The sequence below is a fragment of the Marinobacter sp. V34 genome, from assembly GCF_055524115.1.
In genome coordinates, this window is record NZ_JBUPZY010000013.1 from 1 (window position 1) to 17,615 (window position 17,615).

The following is a 17,615-nucleotide window of genomic DNA, read 5'->3' on the forward strand; positions in this document are numbered from 1 at the left end:
ACTCAGCCGTGAAACAGACCAGCGCCGATGGTAGTGTGGCTTCTGCCCATGTGAGAGTAGGTCATCGTCAGGCTCTTAATACCAAAAACCCCCGCGGCTTCGCCGACGGGGGTTTTTTATTGCCTGTAAAAAAGTGCCTTCAGCGTAGACTCATCTTCCAAATCTATGACTTCGCTCACAGTGACAATGTGTAAACGAGGCTAGGATCAGTACAAGAACTGGCCAAAATAAAAATCGCCAGCGAAAGCAGCATCAGTGTTCAGAGACACTCATCGAAAATAACAATAAACCGCTTTTCAGAATGCGGTTAATGGTGAGATCTGTCTATGAATCGTGTCGTTTGGCATTTGTTAGCGGTGCTGTCAGTGCCCCCTCCTGCGTTTGCGGACCTGCAGCCAATTTCCGACAGCGATATGTCGGAAGTGACTGGCCAAGCATTCATTTCGGTTGATCGCCAATACCACCCCGATGAGACCGACAATACCTCATACACGCGTGTCAACCTTGGCATGGACATCGATATCCAGACCAACGTTGACGTACTTGAATTGGGTCGCTATGAGCGTGACGGGGAAAAAGCCGGAACGTCCGACGTTTATATAGAGGATTTTGCGCTTGGATATATCAATAACCAAGCGTACTTCGAGCGCAATTCCAAGGCGCCCCGCCAACTTAAGCCGGATGGCTCGGCCTACGGAGAAGGCGAAATCGTCCCGTTTAGTATCGAGAACCCCTATCTGGAGTTTGCGTTCGACGAGAACGCCCAGGAAATCGTTGGTTTTCGGCTGGGCTTCGGCGAGTCCATGGGCATCCTCTCTGGCAAGATCGAAACTCTCACCGGCAACGTCAATGTAGACATCATCGATCGCGGTGAAGGCCTGAGTCAGGCCAGTTCCAGCGGCAACTTCTTCGATCAGGTCATCGTTTTGCTTACTCCGTTGCTTGAAGGGGGTAGTCCGCTCCAGACCAAGGCTCAACTGGTGTACGGCGAAGAAGGTCATCCTGATATCGGTGAGCTTGATCCAATTCGAGCGGAGCACATTGGCATTCCCAATGGAGAGCGCTTTGTACTTCAGGATGCGGGCGGGTTCACTCGTTGGTCAGTACAGAATCTGATTGGCTGGGGATCCAGTTCCCGTATCGAGGTGCCAGGCTGCTCTTTCTTCAGTTGTGGCAGCGGAGATATCTATGTCTACGCCCAGGACTGCTTGGTCCTGGGTATCGATTCCTGCTTTGATCTCGATATTTACAACAGTTTTCCAATTGGCACGGTTGAGGAAGTCGGTAATCAGCGGAGGATTACAGGACCGGCCGACGGAGCGTTTATTTCGTTCCAGACCAAAGACCTTGACTGGCTCGAAGACGTCAAGAACACCAACCCGACGCCTGAAGATTTCATTCGGGCGACTTCCGGGGCCTTCTTCAATATTCCGAACGGCGCAACCGAGGTCAATCTTAACGAGGCCCTTTACGGCACCGACCGTTACCGAACGGAATACATTGATCGGGGCCGGGGGTTGTTTTGATGTTGTTCAGAAGGCGCCTTCTAACCCCCACTGTCTGGTCGTTCTGCCCCGCGCGAGCTTGCGCTGTCCTGGGGCTGTTACTCGGAGCGTGCACAGCAAACGCGGAACTTCAGGACCTGTCAGAGCAGGAACTGTCGGAGATCGATGGCGCCGGCATTGGAGTCGTGTTGGAGGACTTCACGTTTTCCCATGGCACGGATGCGCCCGATGCCAATGGGAACCAGGCCCGGATTTTCAAAATTGGCGGCCTTAAGAGTACGGACGGCCGCGATGTCGAGATCGTGGTGAATCACTTGTACATCTCCGGAACCGGCAGCAACTACGGGCAGAACCTAAGCCCGGTAAATATTGGTCGGCTGGTGAATCCCTATCGGATTGACGTGGTTGTCGGCAATAGTATCGGCATCCGGGACAAGGCCGTTCTCGAGTTCGCAGCGCCAGCTTTGGTGGACGCTCCCCAAGGGTACGACTGTATGAGCTCGGGTGCTATTGCGGGTAGTGGTGTTTGCTCCAGTCGGCCGGCGACGGCGGATTTCGTAGGTGAGCGCCCTGATATCGGGCTGCAGATGAATGTGGCTGTGGGAGAGGACCGTTCGGCCAATATCAACATTCATGCGAAAAGCGCAGTCATTGATGGCAGCTACCTTCGCCTTTGGGGCGATGACGATCGTCGACAGATGGTGGGGCAGTTCAAGCTCAACTTCCAAACACCGGAATTGTCGATCAATGCCTGTTCTCAGGATGGCCAGTCCTGCGGTTCAAGAATCACCATGACCAACTTTGCGCTGGAGCTGGCGATTGGCAACCAGTTGCAGCCGGTATTTTTCGACGTTGATGGCACCGGCAATTTTGTGGTGGAAGTCGCGGCTATTGAGTCGCCAGCTCCGGGATCGATTGGCGCTGATGGGCTGCGAGGTAGCAGCGACGCGCAAACCTGGGATTTCTATGAGGACTATTACACCAATCCCGATTATCGCAGTAACCTGCATATCGGAAATTTCTCCGTGGGTGACCGGGATTTCGGGTCGGCGCGGGTCGAGGGCATGCTGATTCAGCACCTTGATATCCGAACCAAGGATCTGGCGCCATGAATAGACGTTACGCCCATGCCCTGTTGTTGGCTCTTGCATTATCCAGCTCCAAGCACGCGGTGGGTGAGCTTGATCGTCTGAACGATGAGGCGCTCTCTGAGGTATCCGGTCAGGGCGGCATATATCTATCAGGGGATATCAGCATTAATGAAATGGGTGGGCCAATCGAGAACGGCTATTTCGGACGCTGTGACGACGCCGACAAGAAATGTGGAGCCAGGCTGGCCTATCGTTTGAAGGAGGGTGGCGGCTGGATGGTATTGGATGATATCCGGGGCAACTTTGCCTTCGAAGGGCTGACCCTCCGTGTTCGTTCGATCGATTCCGGATTTGGTGGTGACGGCGAAGCGTTCAACGGTGACGTTGTAGAGATTGGTCTACCGGATATCGTTCGCTATAACGATGTGCGTTTCAAAATCGCCGGGAGCAACACACCCAGACCAACAGACCCGGGATTCCAGCAAACAGACATCTTTGCGGTGGAAATGCAGGGTGACGTCATCATGGAGGGAAATCTATTGGTTTTCCCCACGGGAAATCCATAGGGAGCGGGTATGGCTGGGAGCAGAAAACACATCGTGGTCATGCAGTTTGTGAGGGGGTTGGTATTGGCGTTGTCGGCACCCGCGATGGCGGATATGCAGCTCCTTGGCGACGAAGACATGGCCGATATCAGCGGCCAAAGCGGTATCACTCTGGAAATGGAGCTGGGTATGGCCGCGGACCGGCTAACGTATTTCGATGATGATCGCGGTATCTACCTTGAGGATTTTCGGGTTGGCTCAGCAAGCCAGCCAGGTGAATCAGCCGCCCATGTCATAAGGGTCGACATGACCGATGAGGCGTCTCTGAATCTGGACTACCTGGTTGAGGACCGGCGGATCGAATTCGGCGATATACGGCTGGCTGGTGCCCCGGGGATTGGGATGGGTGGCATTTTCTTTGATCATAGCCTGCAGGGAAATTTGCGCATCAGTCCGGGAGGTGCGTTTGGCTCATCGGGTTATACATTTGACACCGCCTACACCATGACCGGCGGCCGCTTGGGGTATCGAACCAATGGAAATGAAGTCTTCCTGGATGATATCACCCTCAGTGTAGAGGCTCTCGGTGTCACCCTGGATGTTGTTGGCAATACTCTGGAGCTGAACGCCCCTCGCGTATCCGGTTCCTACGATGTGGGGGCAATCCGATACAGTAATAACCCCGCCAATCATGGCAATACCTACGATGCCTTCACTGGCCAGGCCCTGCCCAGCTACGGCGGGCTCAGCGGTTCTTTCGACCTCTCTTCGAAAACCGGCATTACAGCCGGTGGTCGTGAAGGTGAGGGGTTTCGGTTGGATAACGAAACCACCATTAACAGCGCGTCCTTTATTTATCATGACGACGACAACGTGCTCGCCTTCCGCGACATCACAGGCCATTACCGGTTAGGTGACCTCCGGGTGGACGTGACAGCGGACCGATACGGACGCGACGCCCTGGGGCTCACGCTGGGGTCGCTGGACGGGGAATTTAATATTGGTCGTATTGAGATGGGGGCAGGCGGAAAAAGCATTGGCGAGGTCAATGTCAGCTTCATACTACAGGACCACGCCTACAATGGGCGCAGATACACCAACGCGGTTTACCTGCAAGGTGGGGGGCACCCAGGTGCCGGCTCCCAGGGGCTCAGGTTGTCCACTGAGTGGAGTTTACAGTTGGCCGACCTGAGTTATACCGAGGATGGCAACCGCGTTATCTTCAGTGGCTTGCAGTCCTGGGGGCAGGGAGATATCACGGTTAACGTCACTCGGGATGGCGAGCTTCACGGCACGCGTTTCTATGACGGGCTCAGGATTGGCTTTGAGGACGTGTCGGCTGGCTACAGAATCAACGGTTTACGAGTAGGCAGCGAGGACGCCCCGCTCCAGGGCGGCACGGAGTTGCTTCTGGCGCTTGGCTTTTACCCGGCCTACGAATTTGAAATGGATGGTCAGGTAACGCTTGGAGCAGGCGGAGCCCGTGGCGAGGGGCTGACGATCAACTCAGATATCCATATACGGAATGGCCAGGCTGCGATCATCGCTGCGCCTTACGATGAAGGTGCGGGGGAAATCTCTCAAAAGGGCTTATGGATCAGCGATCTCAGCTATGACGCTCATGTTCGGGATATGACCCTGGATGTGACCGAAGACGGGCTGGCCCTCGTCAAGGGGGAAGCCTGGACTCTGATGGATGTTGGCAACCTGCGTGTCGGCGATAAGGATGCGGGGGCAAGTTTCGGCCGATTTGTGGTTCAAAAGTATGAAACCGGTAGCAGTATGACCCTTGTCCCCGGGGGAGCGGGCAATGTCTGCGCTGGAGGTTCGGGGGCTAACGAATCAGCCTGTGCCGCATCGGGCGGAACCTGGGAGACTCGTGGTAATGAAGGGATCACGATCCAGCTCAAACAGATATTCGCAAAGGAAGTGAGTGAGGCGCGCAAGAACGCACTCACCTGGGAAACCAGTCGTCAGGCGGACTCCAGCGGTAATCCGATCAACAACACGGGTGCCAGGCTCATACTTGATGATATTCATACCAGCGATGGTGGCGACTTCGACGGTGACGGTGCTGAGGATAATACCTTCGGTATACGCACCGACCTGTCGGTAGACGTTTATCAGACCAAGGTGGTCAAGAAGACGGATGGTGCCGATGCCTTTGGAGTGGTTGGCGCAAGGGGCGACGAAAAAATTATGGACCCGGCCTCAGGGGCAGGGTATCGCTATGTGTCGTCACCCACTGCCGCTGACCTGGATAATCGGCCGTTGGGGTTTGCCGTCCGGGCGAGAAGCCAGTTCAAGGAGCTCTCTATCAGCAATATCGACCTGGTGCATCCCACTGGTGGTCCACAAACGGCTGTGTATGGTGTGAAAATGCAGAACTTCGACATTGAAGCCAATCTTACCGCAACTCCTATACCCTGAGGCTGGCGGGGGCAATCTTTGGAGATGCCACAGCGTCGTTCTTTGTCTTTTGCTTCGACGTGTTGTTTAATCCCGCCCTGATCCCATTCAAATACGCGGGCGTTCTTTGATGAAATCCAGAGCACTTCTTGGCCTCCTGGCAGATGGCCAGGTTCATTCCGGTGAGTCCCTTGCCAACAGTCTTGGTATCAGCCGCACGGCAATCTGGAAGCAGGTCCGCCGTGCTGCAGAGGAAGGTGTCCGGATAGAAACCATTCGTGGCAAGGGCTATCGCCTGCTAAGTGATATGGACTTGCTTGAGGCGGAAAGGATAACGCAGGGCCTTACAGGACATAGTGGCTCCAGGGTCGAACTGGTCGTACTGGATGAAGTGGATTCCACTAATGCTGAAATCGTGCGACGCCGTGCTGATTCCGGTGCCGGTGGTATTCCAGTGTGTATTGCCGACTGCCAGACTGCCGGTCGCGGCAGGCGCGGTCGACAGTGGCAAAGTCCACGAGGCCAGAACCTGTACCTAAGCCTGGGGCTGACGTTTCGTGGCAGCTTCGCCATGCTGGATGGGTTAAGCCTGGTTCTGGGTGTGGCGGTCGCTGAAGCCTTGGAGCAGCAAGGCGTTTCCGATGTGGGGCTTAAGTGGCCCAACGATATTTTTCTTGGTGGTAGCAAGCTGGCTGGCATATTGGTTGAGCTCCAGGGCGAACTTGAAGAGGGGGTGGTGCAGGTTGTTGCGGGGATTGGCTTGAACGTGCATATGAAAGAGGCCGCAGATGTGGATCAATCCTGGAGCAGTCTTGACATGGCTGTGCCTGAACACCGATGGGATCGTAGCGAACTTGCTGCTTCGATTGTCAATTCCGTCCTCGAATCAGTCGATGAGTTTGCCAGAGAGGGGTTTGTCGGGTTCCGTTCGCGGTGGCAAAGCCGTGATATTTTTTCTGGCAAGGCACTGATTGCCAGCCAGGGTAGCCTCGCGGGCATCGGTCATGGAATTGATGATGCCGGTAACTACCTGATCGACGATGGCAAAGATCTGGTCAAGGTTCGTGCTGGCGAGATAAGTCTACGGGTACGCCCATGAAGCTATTGATCGATGCTGGGAATACCCGGCTGAAGTGGCTGCTGGTCCGCGATGGTCATTTGGTAGGTAGCGGTTCTGCCATTCTGGGCGCCGACGACCCATTCTGCGACATCCCTTGTCAGCCCGCGGACATCAAGCGCGTTGCGGTATCCACTGTGATTTCGGAAGAAAGACGCCGACATTTGCAGATGCAGTTGGAGGCGTTCTGTCGTGCTCCGATTGTTTTTTATTGGGCTGAACCCCATCGGGGTGGCTTGGTGAATGCCTACATCGAGACAGACAGAATGGGCGCCGACCGCTGGCATGCCATGTATGCTGCGTGGCAGGCCAACTCTGGTGGTTTTGCCGTTGTTGATGCTGGCAGTGCCATTACGATTGATTATGTTGCCGATTCGGGAGGGCATTTGGGCGGTTATATCCTCCCAGGCAAGCAGATGATGCTCAGATCTTTGAGGCAGGACGCTGCGCGAATCGGTTTTGAGATCAGCGATGTGCAGGCTGCGGAGCCTGGGTCGTCGACAACCGAATGCGTCCAGCACGGACTAGTCTGGCTCTGGGCGGCGATGGCTGCACGGATCGAGGCGGATTGCCGTCGTCTTGGTCTTGGCCGCGTCCTGGTGACGGGAGGCGACGCCGAAGGCCTGCTCGATGCCGGTCTTGCGGCCCTCCACGAACCTTCATTGGTGCTCAAGGGGCTTGCGGCTGTTGATGGGGAGAGTGAGCGCGAATGAGGTGGTTTGCTGTTGCCCTGATTCTGATCAATTTGGCGCTTTGGTTTTACGGGGACAGGGTCGGACCAAAATTCGTTGTCGTTGTGTCTGAGCGCCAGGCCCTGCCCCGGGTGGCTGATCTGAAGCCATCCTCGCCAAAGGCTGACCTCGAAGCTGCCAGGGATCATGTGGCCCTCGCTGAGATCGAAGCCGTCACGCCTCCTGTTGATCGTGAGGCCCAGTCAGAGAAAGAGGCGGTCCCTCTAGGTTTCTGTGTCAGGTTGGGGTGGTTTGACTCTGAGCAGGGCGCGAGAGAGGCTTATCGTTCTCTGGGCCGGCCCGGAACCGACTACGACGTCGTTGAGGATGAGCGGGAGCTGGCGCCGTTGCATTGGGTGATTATTCCCCCTCAACCGGAAGATCGGGCGCTGGATCTGTTTCGTGATCTTCAGCGGAGGGGGATCGATTCCTATCTGGTAACCCGGGGCGAAAACAAAAATGCCATATCCCTCGGGCTGTTTGAATCACGGCAGGCCGCCGAAAACGTCCTGACTGAAAAAAAACGCCAGAATCTCAATGCAATACTGGCCAACTTCCCCCGAAATCAGCTAAGCTACGCGCTCGTTTTTGAAGACCAACTGGTACCGGGTTCCGGTGCGGTTGGGGTGGCTGAAACGGATTACAGAGAGAATTTCGATATGGTCGAAATCAGGCGTTGTGAAGGTGTTGCAACGCGTTCTGAAAATCCGTAGTATACCGCCCTCGCTGAAGAGGCGAATGTGAGCTGGCGTAGCTCAGTTGGTAGAGCAGCTGACTTGTAATCAGCAGGTCGGGGGTTCGATTCCGTCCGCCAGCTCCACTTTAAGTTTAGGCAGGCTTGCCGTTGGCAGGCCTGACTCGGAGGGGTTCCCGAGTGGCCAAAGGGATCAGACTGTAAATCTGACGCGAAAGCTTCGCAGGTTCGAATCCTGCCCCCTCCACCACTTATTGCTCGCGGGCATCGTATAGTGGCTATTACCTCAGCCTTCCAAGCTGATGACGCGGGTTCGATTCCCGCTGCCCGCTCCAATTTGTAGTGTGAAAGCGCTCATGTAGCTCAGTCGGTAGAGCACATCCTTGGTAAGGATGAGGTCACCGGTTCAATTCCGGTCATGAGCTCCATTATTTGTCCGGTCAACGTTACGGTCCAGTTGATTAGGGAGATAGGTCGAATGTCTAAAGCAAAATTTGAGCGTAATAAGCCGCACGTAAACGTGGGCACCATTGGTCACGTAGACCATGGCAAGACCACGCTGACAGCCGCGCTGACTCGTGTGTGTCACGAAGTGTGGGGTACTGGTAGTGCAAGCGCATTCGACCAGATCGATAACGCACCGGAAGAGAAGGCGCGTGGTATTACCATCGCGACGTCTCACGTTGAGTACGATTCACCGGCGCGTCACTATGCGCACGTTGACTGCCCGGGCCACGCTGACTATGTGAAGAACATGATCACGGGTGCGGCTCAGATGGATGGCGCTATCCTGGTTTGTTCCGCAGCTGACGGCCCCATGCCGCAGACTCGCGAGCACATCCTGCTGTCCCGTCAGGTAGGTGTTCCTTTCATCGTTGTGTTCCTGAACAAAGCGGACATGGTTGATGACGAAGAGCTGCTTGAGCTGGTCGAGATGGAAGTTCGCGAACTGCTGAGCCAGTACGACTTCCCAGGCGACGACACTCCGATCGTTACCGGTTCCGCGCTGATGGCGCTGGAAGGTAAGGACGACAACGAGATGGGTACTACCGCTGTTAAGAAGCTGGTAGAAGCCCTGGACGAATACATTCCGGATCCTGAGCGTGCGATTGATCAGCCGTTCCTGATGCCGATCGAGGACGTGTTCTCCATCTCTGGTCGCGGTACGGTAGTAACCGGTCGTGTTGAGCGTGGCATCATCAAGGTTGGTGACGAAGTCGAAATCATTGGTATCAAAGATACCGTGAAGACGGTTTGTACCGGTGTTGAGATGTTCCGTAAGCTGCTGGACGAAGGCCGTGCTGGTGAGAACGTTGGTGTTCTTCTGCGTGGTACCAAGCGTGACGACGTTGAGCGTGGTCAGGTACTGGCGGTTCCGGGCTCCATCACTCCGCACACCAAGTTTGAGTGCGAAGTGTACGTGCTGAGCAAAGAAGAAGGTGGTCGTCATACCCCGTTCTTTAAGGGTTATCGTCCGCAGTTTTACTTCCGTACCACCGACGTCACAGGTTCCTGTGAGCTGCCGGAAGGTGTGGAAATGGTAATGCCGGGTGACAACGTGAAGATGAGTGTTACCCTGATTGCTCCGATCGCCATGGAAGATGGTCTGCGCTTCGCGATTCGCGAAGGTGGCCGTACCGTTGGTGCCGGCGTAGTCTCAAAGATCATCGAGTAATTGCTCTGTTTGAGTAAGAGCTCGAAGTAAGTGCGCTGAGTTGTTTCGGTGCAGGCCAGTAGCTCAATTGGCAGAGCAGCGGTCTCCAAAACCGCAGGTTGGGGGTTCGATTCCCTCCTGGCCTGCCATTTTTTAACATCCGGATACATAAGCTGATTCCTATGGAGTCAAAAGCCGATCGTTCGACCAGTAGCTTCGATGCAGTAAAGTGGCTGGTTGTGTTTGTTCTGATTGCAGCGGGCGTCGTTGGCAATCAGTATTTTAATGCCGAGTCACTGCTGTATCGGGTGCTGGCTCTCGTAGCTCTTGCTCTGGTCGCTGCTTTTGTGGCGCTCCAAACCGAGCGTGGTCGGCGTTTTGCGACTTTGCTCAAGGAAGCCAGGGTTGAAATCCGGAAGGTCGTGTGGCCCACCAGGCCGGAGCTGATCCAGACCACAGCTATTGTCGTTGTGTTTGTGTTGGTTGTGGCGTTGATGCTGTGGGGTATGGATTCGTTGATCAGTTGGCTGGTCTCCGGAGTTATCGGGTAACAGGAGTGGGCAATGGCTAAGCGCTGGTACGTCGTTCATGCGTATTCTGGCTTCGAAAAGCACGTGATGCGCACTCTCAGGGAGCGTGTTGCTCTTAATGACTTGGAAGACAAGTTCGGCGAAATTCTCGTGCCGACTGAAGAAGTTGTTGAGATGCGTGACGGGAAGAAGCGCAAGAGTGAGCGCAAGTTCTATCCCGGGTACGTTCTGGTGCAGATGGAAATGGATGACGGCACCTGGCACCTGGTCAAGAATACGCCCAGAGTTCTTGGCTTCATTGGTGGTACCAAGGACAAGCCGGCCCCGATTACAGAGCGTGAGGCAGAGGCCATTCTTCGCCGTGTTGAGAGCGGTGCGGATAAGCCCAAGCCGAAGACTCTGTTTGAGCCGGGCGAGATTGTACGCGTCACAGAAGGTCCGTTCGCTGACTTTAATGGCGTGGTGGAAGAAGTTGACTACGACAAGAGTCGGGTCAAGGTTGCCGTGTTGATTTTCGGTCGTTCAACTCCGGTAGAGCTGGAGTTTGGGCAAGTCGAAAAAGACTGATCGACAGCCTTACATGCTGAGAGCTCGCGCGCTATGGCGACGCGGGCTTTTTGTGTCTGCTACTGGCAGTTGTAAATACAGGGGAGCCGAGAGGCGTTCGAACCCACAGGAGAAATATCATGGCTAAGAAAATTGAAGCGTACATCAAGCTTCAGGTTGCTGCCGGCAAGGCCAACCCGAGTCCCCCCGTTGGTCCCGCGCTGGGTCAGCGTGGCGTGAATATCATGGAGTTCTGTAAGGCGTTTAACGCACAGACCCAGGATATGGAACCAGGTCTGCCGATTCCTACTGTTATCACCGTTTACAGTGATCGCAGCTTTACCTTTATCACCAAGACTCCGCCCGCACCGGTGCTGCTGAAGAAGGCGGCCGGCATTAAGAGTGGCTCTGGTCGTCCCAATACGGACAAGGTTGGCACGGTAACCCGTGACCAGCTGGAAGAAATTGCCAAGACCAAGGAGCCAGATCTGACTGCAGCCGACATGGATGCTGCGGTTCGTACCATTGCCGGAACTGCCCGTAGCATGGGCCTGAACGTGGAGGGCCTGTAACATGGCAAAGCTTAGCAAACGTCAGAAGCTGATTCGTGAAAAAGTTGAATCTGCCCGCGCTTATTCCGTTGACGAAGCGGTAGCGTTGTTGGTTGAACTTGGCGGTAACGTCAAGTTCAAGGAATCCTTGGATGTTGCCGTCAATCTGGGCGTCGATGCGCGTAAATCAGATCAGGTTGTGCGTAGCAGCACGGTTCTGCCTCACGGTACTGGTAAGACCGTTCGTGTGGCGGTATTCACCCAGGGCGCCAATGCCGAGAAGGCAACCGCTGCCGGTGCCGATATTGTCGGTATGGATGATCTGGCGGAAGAAGTCAAAAAAGGCAACATGGATTTCGACGTGGTTATCGCCACTCCGGATGCCATGCGTGTTGTTGGTCAGCTGGGTCAGATTCTTGGTCCCCGCGGCCTGATGCCGAACCCGAAAGTCGGCACGGTTACTCCGGACGTTGAGACGGCCGTTAAAAACGCGAAGGCGGGTCAGGTACGTTACCGTACTGACAAGAACGGTATCATCCATGCGCCAATGGGTAATGTTGAATTCTCTGCGCAGAACATCAAGGAAAACCTTGAAGCTCTGATCGCAGATCTGAAAAAGGCCAAGCCGTCCTCGTCGAAAGGTGTTTACCTCAAGAAGGTAACCCTGTCGTCGACGATGGGGCCTGGCCTGACTATCGATCAGAGTGCTCTGAGCATCTGAGGCTCTATTCGGTAGTTACTTTGTAGTCTGGGCGGAAGCCAAGGCTGTCAAAGACCGCAGGCCCCTGAGGCATTCTTTTAAAAAGATGTGCTGGAAGGGTTAAAGCAACGCCTGCGCAGACGGTGTGAAGACGTTCTCTCTGAACCCAAACACCGTTGGGAGCCCCGCGAGGGGTATATGTGGGTTTGCCGGGATATGCCCGGCGAAATCGAGGAGAAATCCAGTGGCAATTAGACTCGAAGACAAGAAAGCGATCGTCGCTGAAGTCAACGAGACTGCCGGTGGTGCTCTGTCTGTTGTTCTGGCTGACTACCGTGGTATCACCTCCGGTGATATGACGGCGCTGCGAGCGAAGGCCCGCGCTGAAAGCGTTCATCTGAAGGTTGTTCGTAACAACCTGGCGAAGATCGCAATCCGCGGTACTGAGTTCGAGTGTATTGATGCGGCGTTGGTCGGCCCGACAATTCTGGCGTTCTCAATGGAAGATCCGGGCGCGGCTGCACGCCTGCTGAAGGATTTTGCCAAAGAGAAAGAGGCATTCGAGATCAAGGGCCTGGCTGTCGGCGGTGAGCTGATGGGCGCAGACCAAATTGATCGCCTTGCCAAGCTGCCGACACGCCACGAGGCGTTGACGATGCTGGCCGCTGTAACACAGGCACCGATCACCAAGCTTGCGCGGACACTGAACGAAGTTCCAACGAAAGTGACCCGTGCTGTTGCGGCAGTTCGAGACCAGAAGCAAGAAGCTGCTTGATTCTGTTGAACACCATTTTTATATTTTTGGGAGAAAGTCATGGCTCTGTCTAACGAAGACATTTTGAACGCAATTGCCGAAATGAGCGTAATGGACGTTGTTGCGCTGGTTGAAGCAATGGAAGAAAAATTCGGCGTATCCGCCGCTGCTGCTGTAGCTGCTGCTCCGGCTGCCGCCGGTGGCGAAGCCGCTGCTGTTGAAGAGCAGACTGAATTTGACGTTGTTCTTACCGGTCCTGGTGAGAAGAAAGTTAACGTCATCAAGGCCGTTCGTGAACTGACTGGCCTGGGTCTGAAAGAAGCAAAAGAGATGGTCGACAGCGCTCCTTCCGTTATCAAGGAAGCAGCGAGCAAAGACGACGCTGAAGAAGCCAAGAAGAAGCTTGAGGAAGCAGGCGCTTCTGTTGAGCTCAAGTAAGAGTTGGCTTTTGATCGAAACCGTGCGTTAAGCATGGACAGGCTGGTGGCCGTGTGCCACCGGCCTTTTTCTGTTGTATATGCTATAGACTCTGAACGCCAATTCAGTGGTGCTGTCAGAATCTATAACCTACAGCAAGAGTCTTGTTCAAGACGGCGCAGTAAGCCGAGCAATTCGGCCCCGAAGCATGAAAATGGTTGCTTCTTGATACCAGGTATCAGGTCTAAAGCTGGGGAATGCAGATGACTTACTCCTATACTGAGAAAAAGCGGATTCGCAAAGATTTTAGTAAATTGCCGTCCGTGATGGATGTTCCCTATTTGCTGTCTATACAGCTGGATTCGTTCCGGGACTTCCTCCAAAGTGAAGCCGCGCCCGAAAATCGTCGGGAAACCGGTCTCCACGCAGCATTCAAATCCGTATTCCCGATTGTCAGTTATTCTGGCAACGCCGCACTCGAATACGTGAGTTACCGCATCGGCGAGCCGGTATTTGACGTCAAGGAATGCCAGCTTAGGGGCGTCACCTACGCAGCACCGCTGCGGGTGAAAGTAAGACTTATCATTTACGATAAGGAATCGTCCAATAAGGCGATCAAGGATATTAAAGAGCAGGAAGTCTACATGGGCGAAATGCCCCTGATGACCGAGAACGGTACCTTCGTTATCAATGGTACCGAGCGTGTTATCGTTTCCCAGCTCCACCGTTCACCCGGTGTGTTCTTCGATCATGACAAAGGCAAGACCCACTCGTCAGGTAAGCTGTTGTATTCGGCGCGAGTGATTCCTTACCGTGGTTCCTGGCTGGACTTCGAGTTCGATGCCAAGGACTCGGTCTTTGTCCGTATTGACCGTCGCCGTAAGTTGCCCGCGTCTATCCTCCTGCGTGCCCTGGGTTACAACTCAGAGCAGATGCTGGAGATGTTCTTTGATACCAGTAAGTTCAGCATTGGTCCTGAAGTGTGCAAGCTGGAACTTGTTCCAAGCCGCCTGCGCGGTGACATTGCCACGTTCGACATCAAGGACAAAAAGGGCTCTGTCATCGTTGAAGAGGGACGCCGGATCACCGCTCGTCATATCAAGCAGCTTGAAAAAGCGGGCTTGACCGAGCTGGAAGTGCCAACGGAATACCTCCACGGCCGTGTACTCTCGAAAGACATGGTGGACACCAAGTCCGGAGAAGTATTGGTTGAGTGCAATACCGAGCTGACTGAAGAGGTCGTTACCAAGATTCTCGACGCTGGCGTTACAGAGATTGAAACTCTGTACACCAACGATCTTGATTGTGGCCCGTTCATGTCGGACACGCTGCGCATTGATCCTACCCGTACGCCTCTGGAGGCGCTGGTTGAGATCTACCGCATGATGCGCCCGGGAGAGCCGCCCACCAAGGAGTCGGCCGAGAACCTGTTCAATAACCTGTTCTTCTCTGAAGAGCGGTATGACCTGTCCTCCGTTGGCCGCATGAAGCTGAATCGTCGCCTGCGTCGCGAAGAAAGCACCGGCGAAGGCACGTTGACCCACGACGACATCATCGATGTCCTCAAAACACTGATCGATATTCGTAACGGTCAGGGCAACGTTGATGACATTGATAACCTGGGCAACCGTCGGGTTCGTTGTGTGGGCGAGATGGCGGAGAACCAGTTCCGCGTTGGCCTGGTGCGTGTTGAGCGTGCAGTTCGTGAGCGCCTAAGCCTGGCGGAAAGCGAAGGCCTGATGCCTCAGGACCTGATCAACGCGAAGCCGGTTGCGGCTGCGGTGAAGGAATTCTTCGGATCCAGCCAGCTGTCCCAGTTCATGGATCAGAACAACCCGCTGTCGGAAGTGACTCACAAGCGTCGTATTTCGGCTCTCGGCCCTGGTGGTCTGACCCGCGAGCGTGCCGGCTTCGAAGTCCGTGACGTACACCCGACTCACTACGGTCGTGTCTGCCCCATCGAGACGCCGGAAGGCCCGAACATCGGCCTGATCAACTCGTTGGCAACCTATGCCCGTTCCAACTCCTACGGTTTCCTCGAGAGCCCGTACCGGAAAGTTGTGGACGGACTGGTAACTGACGAAGTGGTCTATCTCTCCGCGATTGAAGAGAGCAACTACATCATCGCCCAGGCCAGTGCGGCAATGGATGAGAGCAAGCGTCTGTCAGATGAGCTGGTAACGGTTCGTCATCAGAACGAGTTCACCGTGACACCGCCGGAAAACGTCAATTTCATGGACGTTTCACCGCGTCAGGTGGTTTCGGTCGCCGCGTCGCTGATTCCGTTCCTGGAGCACGATGACGCCAACCGTGCATTGATGGGCTCCAACATGCAGCGCCAGGCAGTTCCGACGTTGCGTTCGCAGGTGCCTTTGGTGGGTACTGGCGTTGAACGTACTGTGGCGCAGGACTCCGGCGTTTGCGTAACCGCTCGTCGCGGTGGTGTGATCGAAAGCGTGGACGCGGCCCGCATTGTGGTGCGTGTAAACGACGGCGAGACCGAAGCTGGTGATGCTGGTGTGGATATCTACAACCTCACCAAGTACACCCGTTCGAACCAGAACACCTGTATCAACCAGCGCTCCATCGTTAACCAGGGCGACGAAATTGCCCGTGGTGACGTGCTGGCTGACGGTCCCTCCGTGGATCTGGGTGAACTGGCCCTGGGGCAGAACATGCGTATCGCGTTCATGCCCTGGAACGGTTACAACTTTGAGGACTCCATCCTCATTTCCGAGAAAGTGGTTCAGGAAGATCGCCTGACCACCATCCACATTCAGGAACTGACTTGTGTGGCTCGGGATACCAAGTTGGGTAGCGAAGAAATCACCGCGGATATTCCGAACGTTGGTGAAAGTGCGCTGTCCAAGCTGGATGAGTCCGGCATCGTATATATCGGTGCGGAAGTCGGTCCTGGCGACATCCTGGTTGGCAAGGTAACACCGAAGGGTGAAACCCAGCTGACCCCAGAGGAGAAGCTGCTAAGGGCCATCTTCGGTGAGAAGGCTTCGGACGTGAAGGACACGTCCTCACGTGTGCCTACCGGCACCCGTGGTACGGTTATCGACGTTCAGGTCTTTACCCGTGACGGCATCGAAAAGGACACGCGTGCCCAGTCCATCGAAAAAGAGCAGTTGGACGAGTATCGCAAGGACCTGAAGGACGAGTACCGCATTGTAGAGGGTGCCACCTTTGAGCGTCTGACCAATGCCCTCAAGGGGCAGGAAGTCATCAGCGGTCCGGGCCTGAAGAAAGGCGCCAAGCTGGACGAGTCGTACCTGGCAGAATTGCCGCGTGATGACTGGTTCAAGCTGCGAATGAAGGACGAGGCGCTGAACGAGCTGCTTGAGAAATCAGAGCAGGGCCTTGAAGATCGCAAGAAGGAGCATGAAGCGCGCTTTGACGATAAGAAGGGCAAGCTTCAGCAGGGTGATGACCTTGCTCCAGGTGTTCTCAAGATCGTCAAGGTTTACCTCGCGATCAAGCGTCGGATTCAGCCGGGCGACAAGATGGCCGGCCGTCACGGTAACAAAGGTGTTATCTCGGCAGTGATGCCGATTGAGGACATGCCGTACGACGAGTATGGCAATACCGTTGATATCGTGCTGAACCCGTTGGGTGTTCCGTCGCGGATGAACGTCGGTCAGGTTCTCGAAACGCACCTGGGTGCCGCTGCCAAGGGTCTGGGCGAGCGCATCAGCCGGATGCTGGAGGAGCAGCGTAAGATCGCTGAGCTCCGCAACCTGCTGGATGAGATCTACAACCACTCGGACGAGGTCACCAAGGTGGACCTGGATTCGCTGAGTGACAAAGAGATCCTGGCCCTGGCCAACAATCTGCGCACGGGTGTTCCCATGGCGACGCCGGTCTTCGACGGTGCCAAGGAAGCCGAGGTCAAGCGTATGCTTGAGCTGGCAGGTCTTAGTACGACTGGCCAGACTGTGCTGTACGACGGCCGCACGGGCGATGAATTTGACCGCCCTGTGACGGTTGGCTACATGTACATCCTCAAGCTGAACCACTTGATCGACGACAAGATGCACGCTCGTTCCACCGGTTCGTACAGCCTGGTTACCCAGCAGCCGCTGGGTGGTAAGGCGCAGTTCGGTGGTCAGCGCTTCGGTGAGATGGAAGTGTGGGCTCTCGAGGCCTACGGTGCGGCGTATACGCTGCAGGAAATGCTTACCGTGAAGTCTGATGATGTGAATGGTCGGACCAAGATGTACAAGAACATTGTCGATGGCGATCATCGTATGGAGCCGGGCATGCCCGAGTCCTTCAATGTTCTGGTCAAGGAAATCCGCTCGCTGGGTATCGACATCGAGCTGGAATCCGACTGAGCCGAATTGTTTTTGGCAGCGTGAGCGGGTA

16 protein-coding genes and 5 tRNA genes are annotated in these 17,615 nt (G+C 55.1%); all 21 read left to right on the forward strand.

Features of this window, described 5'->3' with window-relative positions; translation table 11 throughout:
- The coding region (locus tag AC0B60_RS17985) for a hypothetical protein (RefSeq protein WP_465087280.1) at positions 1-194 on the forward strand (194 nt) is incomplete at its 5' end.
- A 132-nt stretch (positions 195-326) separates the two neighbouring features.
- A complete protein-coding gene (locus tag AC0B60_RS17990) occupies positions 327-1,526 on the forward strand; it encodes a DUF6160 family protein (protein WP_465087281.1) in 1,200 nt (399 codons plus the stop codon).
- Entirely contained in the window at positions 1,526-2,617 is a 1,092-nt protein-coding gene (locus AC0B60_RS17995; RefSeq protein ID WP_465087282.1) for a hypothetical protein, read from the forward strand. The genes AC0B60_RS17990 and AC0B60_RS17995 overlap by 1 nt, the downstream gene beginning before the upstream one ends.
- Positions 2,614-3,162: a hypothetical protein gene (locus AC0B60_RS18000; RefSeq protein ID WP_465087283.1), complete on the forward strand. Its 549-nt coding sequence runs from the start codon at positions 2,614-2,616 to the stop codon at positions 3,160-3,162. Before AC0B60_RS17995 ends, AC0B60_RS18000 begins: the two co-directional genes overlap by 4 nt.
- A 9-nt stretch (positions 3,163-3,171) precedes the next feature.
- Positions 3,172-5,571: a DUF6160 family protein gene (locus tag AC0B60_RS18005; protein ID WP_465087284.1), complete on the forward strand. Its 2,400-nt coding sequence runs from the start codon at positions 3,172-3,174 to the stop codon at positions 5,569-5,571.
- Between the two features lie 109 nt (positions 5,572-5,680).
- Positions 5,681-6,649 carry a biotin--[acetyl-CoA-carboxylase] ligase gene (locus AC0B60_RS18010; RefSeq protein WP_465087285.1) on the forward strand — a complete coding sequence of 323 codons (969 nt, stop codon included), beginning with the start codon at positions 5,681-5,683 and terminating at the stop codon, positions 6,647-6,649.
- A complete protein-coding gene (locus AC0B60_RS18015; protein WP_465087286.1) occupies positions 6,646-7,380 on the forward strand; it encodes a type III pantothenate kinase in 735 nt (244 codons plus the stop codon). Before AC0B60_RS18010 ends, AC0B60_RS18015 begins: the two co-directional genes overlap by 4 nt.
- Positions 7,377-8,111, forward strand: a complete 735-nt coding sequence (locus AC0B60_RS18020; RefSeq protein ID WP_465087287.1) for a hypothetical protein — start codon at positions 7,377-7,379, stop codon at positions 8,109-8,111. The genes AC0B60_RS18015 and AC0B60_RS18020 overlap by 4 nt, the downstream gene beginning before the upstream one ends.
- 31 nt (positions 8,112-8,142) lie before the next feature.
- A tRNA-Thr gene (locus AC0B60_RS18025) sits at positions 8,143-8,218 on the forward strand.
- 40 nt (positions 8,219-8,258) lie between these two features.
- Positions 8,259-8,342, forward strand: a tRNA-Tyr gene (locus AC0B60_RS18030).
- A 10-nt stretch (positions 8,343-8,352) separates the two neighbouring features.
- Positions 8,353-8,427 (forward strand) — tRNA-Gly (locus tag AC0B60_RS18035).
- A gap of 17 nt (positions 8,428-8,444) precedes the next feature.
- A tRNA-Thr gene (locus tag AC0B60_RS18040) sits at positions 8,445-8,520 on the forward strand.
- A gap of 50 nt (positions 8,521-8,570) precedes the next feature.
- A complete protein-coding gene (gene tuf / locus AC0B60_RS18045) occupies positions 8,571-9,767 on the forward strand; it encodes an elongation factor Tu (protein ID WP_085681648.1) in 1,197 nt (398 codons plus the stop codon).
- A gap of 52 nt (positions 9,768-9,819) precedes the next feature.
- A tRNA-Trp gene (locus AC0B60_RS18050) sits at positions 9,820-9,895 on the forward strand.
- A gap of 33 nt (positions 9,896-9,928) precedes the next feature.
- Positions 9,929-10,297, forward strand: coding sequence for a preprotein translocase subunit SecE (gene secE / locus AC0B60_RS18055; protein WP_007154029.1), 369 nt, complete (start codon positions 9,929-9,931; stop codon positions 10,295-10,297).
- A 12-nt stretch (positions 10,298-10,309) separates the two neighbouring features.
- Positions 10,310-10,843, forward strand: coding sequence for a transcription termination/antitermination protein NusG (nusG, locus tag AC0B60_RS18060; protein WP_465087288.1), 534 nt, complete (start codon positions 10,310-10,312; stop codon positions 10,841-10,843).
- 119 nt (positions 10,844-10,962) lie between these two features.
- The gene (gene rplK, locus AC0B60_RS18065) at positions 10,963-11,394 is read left to right on the forward strand and encodes a 50S ribosomal protein L11 (protein WP_007154027.1); all 432 of its coding nucleotides are present in this window, start codon (positions 10,963-10,965) and stop codon (positions 11,392-11,394) included.
- 1 nt (position 11,395) lies between these two features.
- Complete coding sequence (gene rplA, locus AC0B60_RS18070) at positions 11,396-12,094, forward strand: 50S ribosomal protein L1 (protein WP_465087289.1); 699 nt, start codon at positions 11,396-11,398, stop codon at positions 12,092-12,094.
- A 223-nt stretch (positions 12,095-12,317) separates the two neighbouring features.
- Complete coding sequence (rplJ, locus tag AC0B60_RS18075) at positions 12,318-12,848, forward strand: 50S ribosomal protein L10 (RefSeq protein WP_007154025.1); 531 nt, start codon at positions 12,318-12,320, stop codon at positions 12,846-12,848.
- Positions 12,849-12,887: 39 nt separating this feature from the next.
- Complete coding sequence (gene rplL / locus AC0B60_RS18080; RefSeq protein WP_286221774.1) at positions 12,888-13,265, forward strand: 50S ribosomal protein L7/L12; 378 nt, start codon at positions 12,888-12,890, stop codon at positions 13,263-13,265.
- Between the two features lie 242 nt (positions 13,266-13,507).
- Complete coding sequence (gene rpoB, locus AC0B60_RS18085) at positions 13,508-17,584, forward strand: DNA-directed RNA polymerase subunit beta (protein WP_465087290.1); 4,077 nt, start codon at positions 13,508-13,510, stop codon at positions 17,582-17,584.
- The last annotated feature ends 31 nt before the right edge of the window (positions 17,585-17,615 follow it).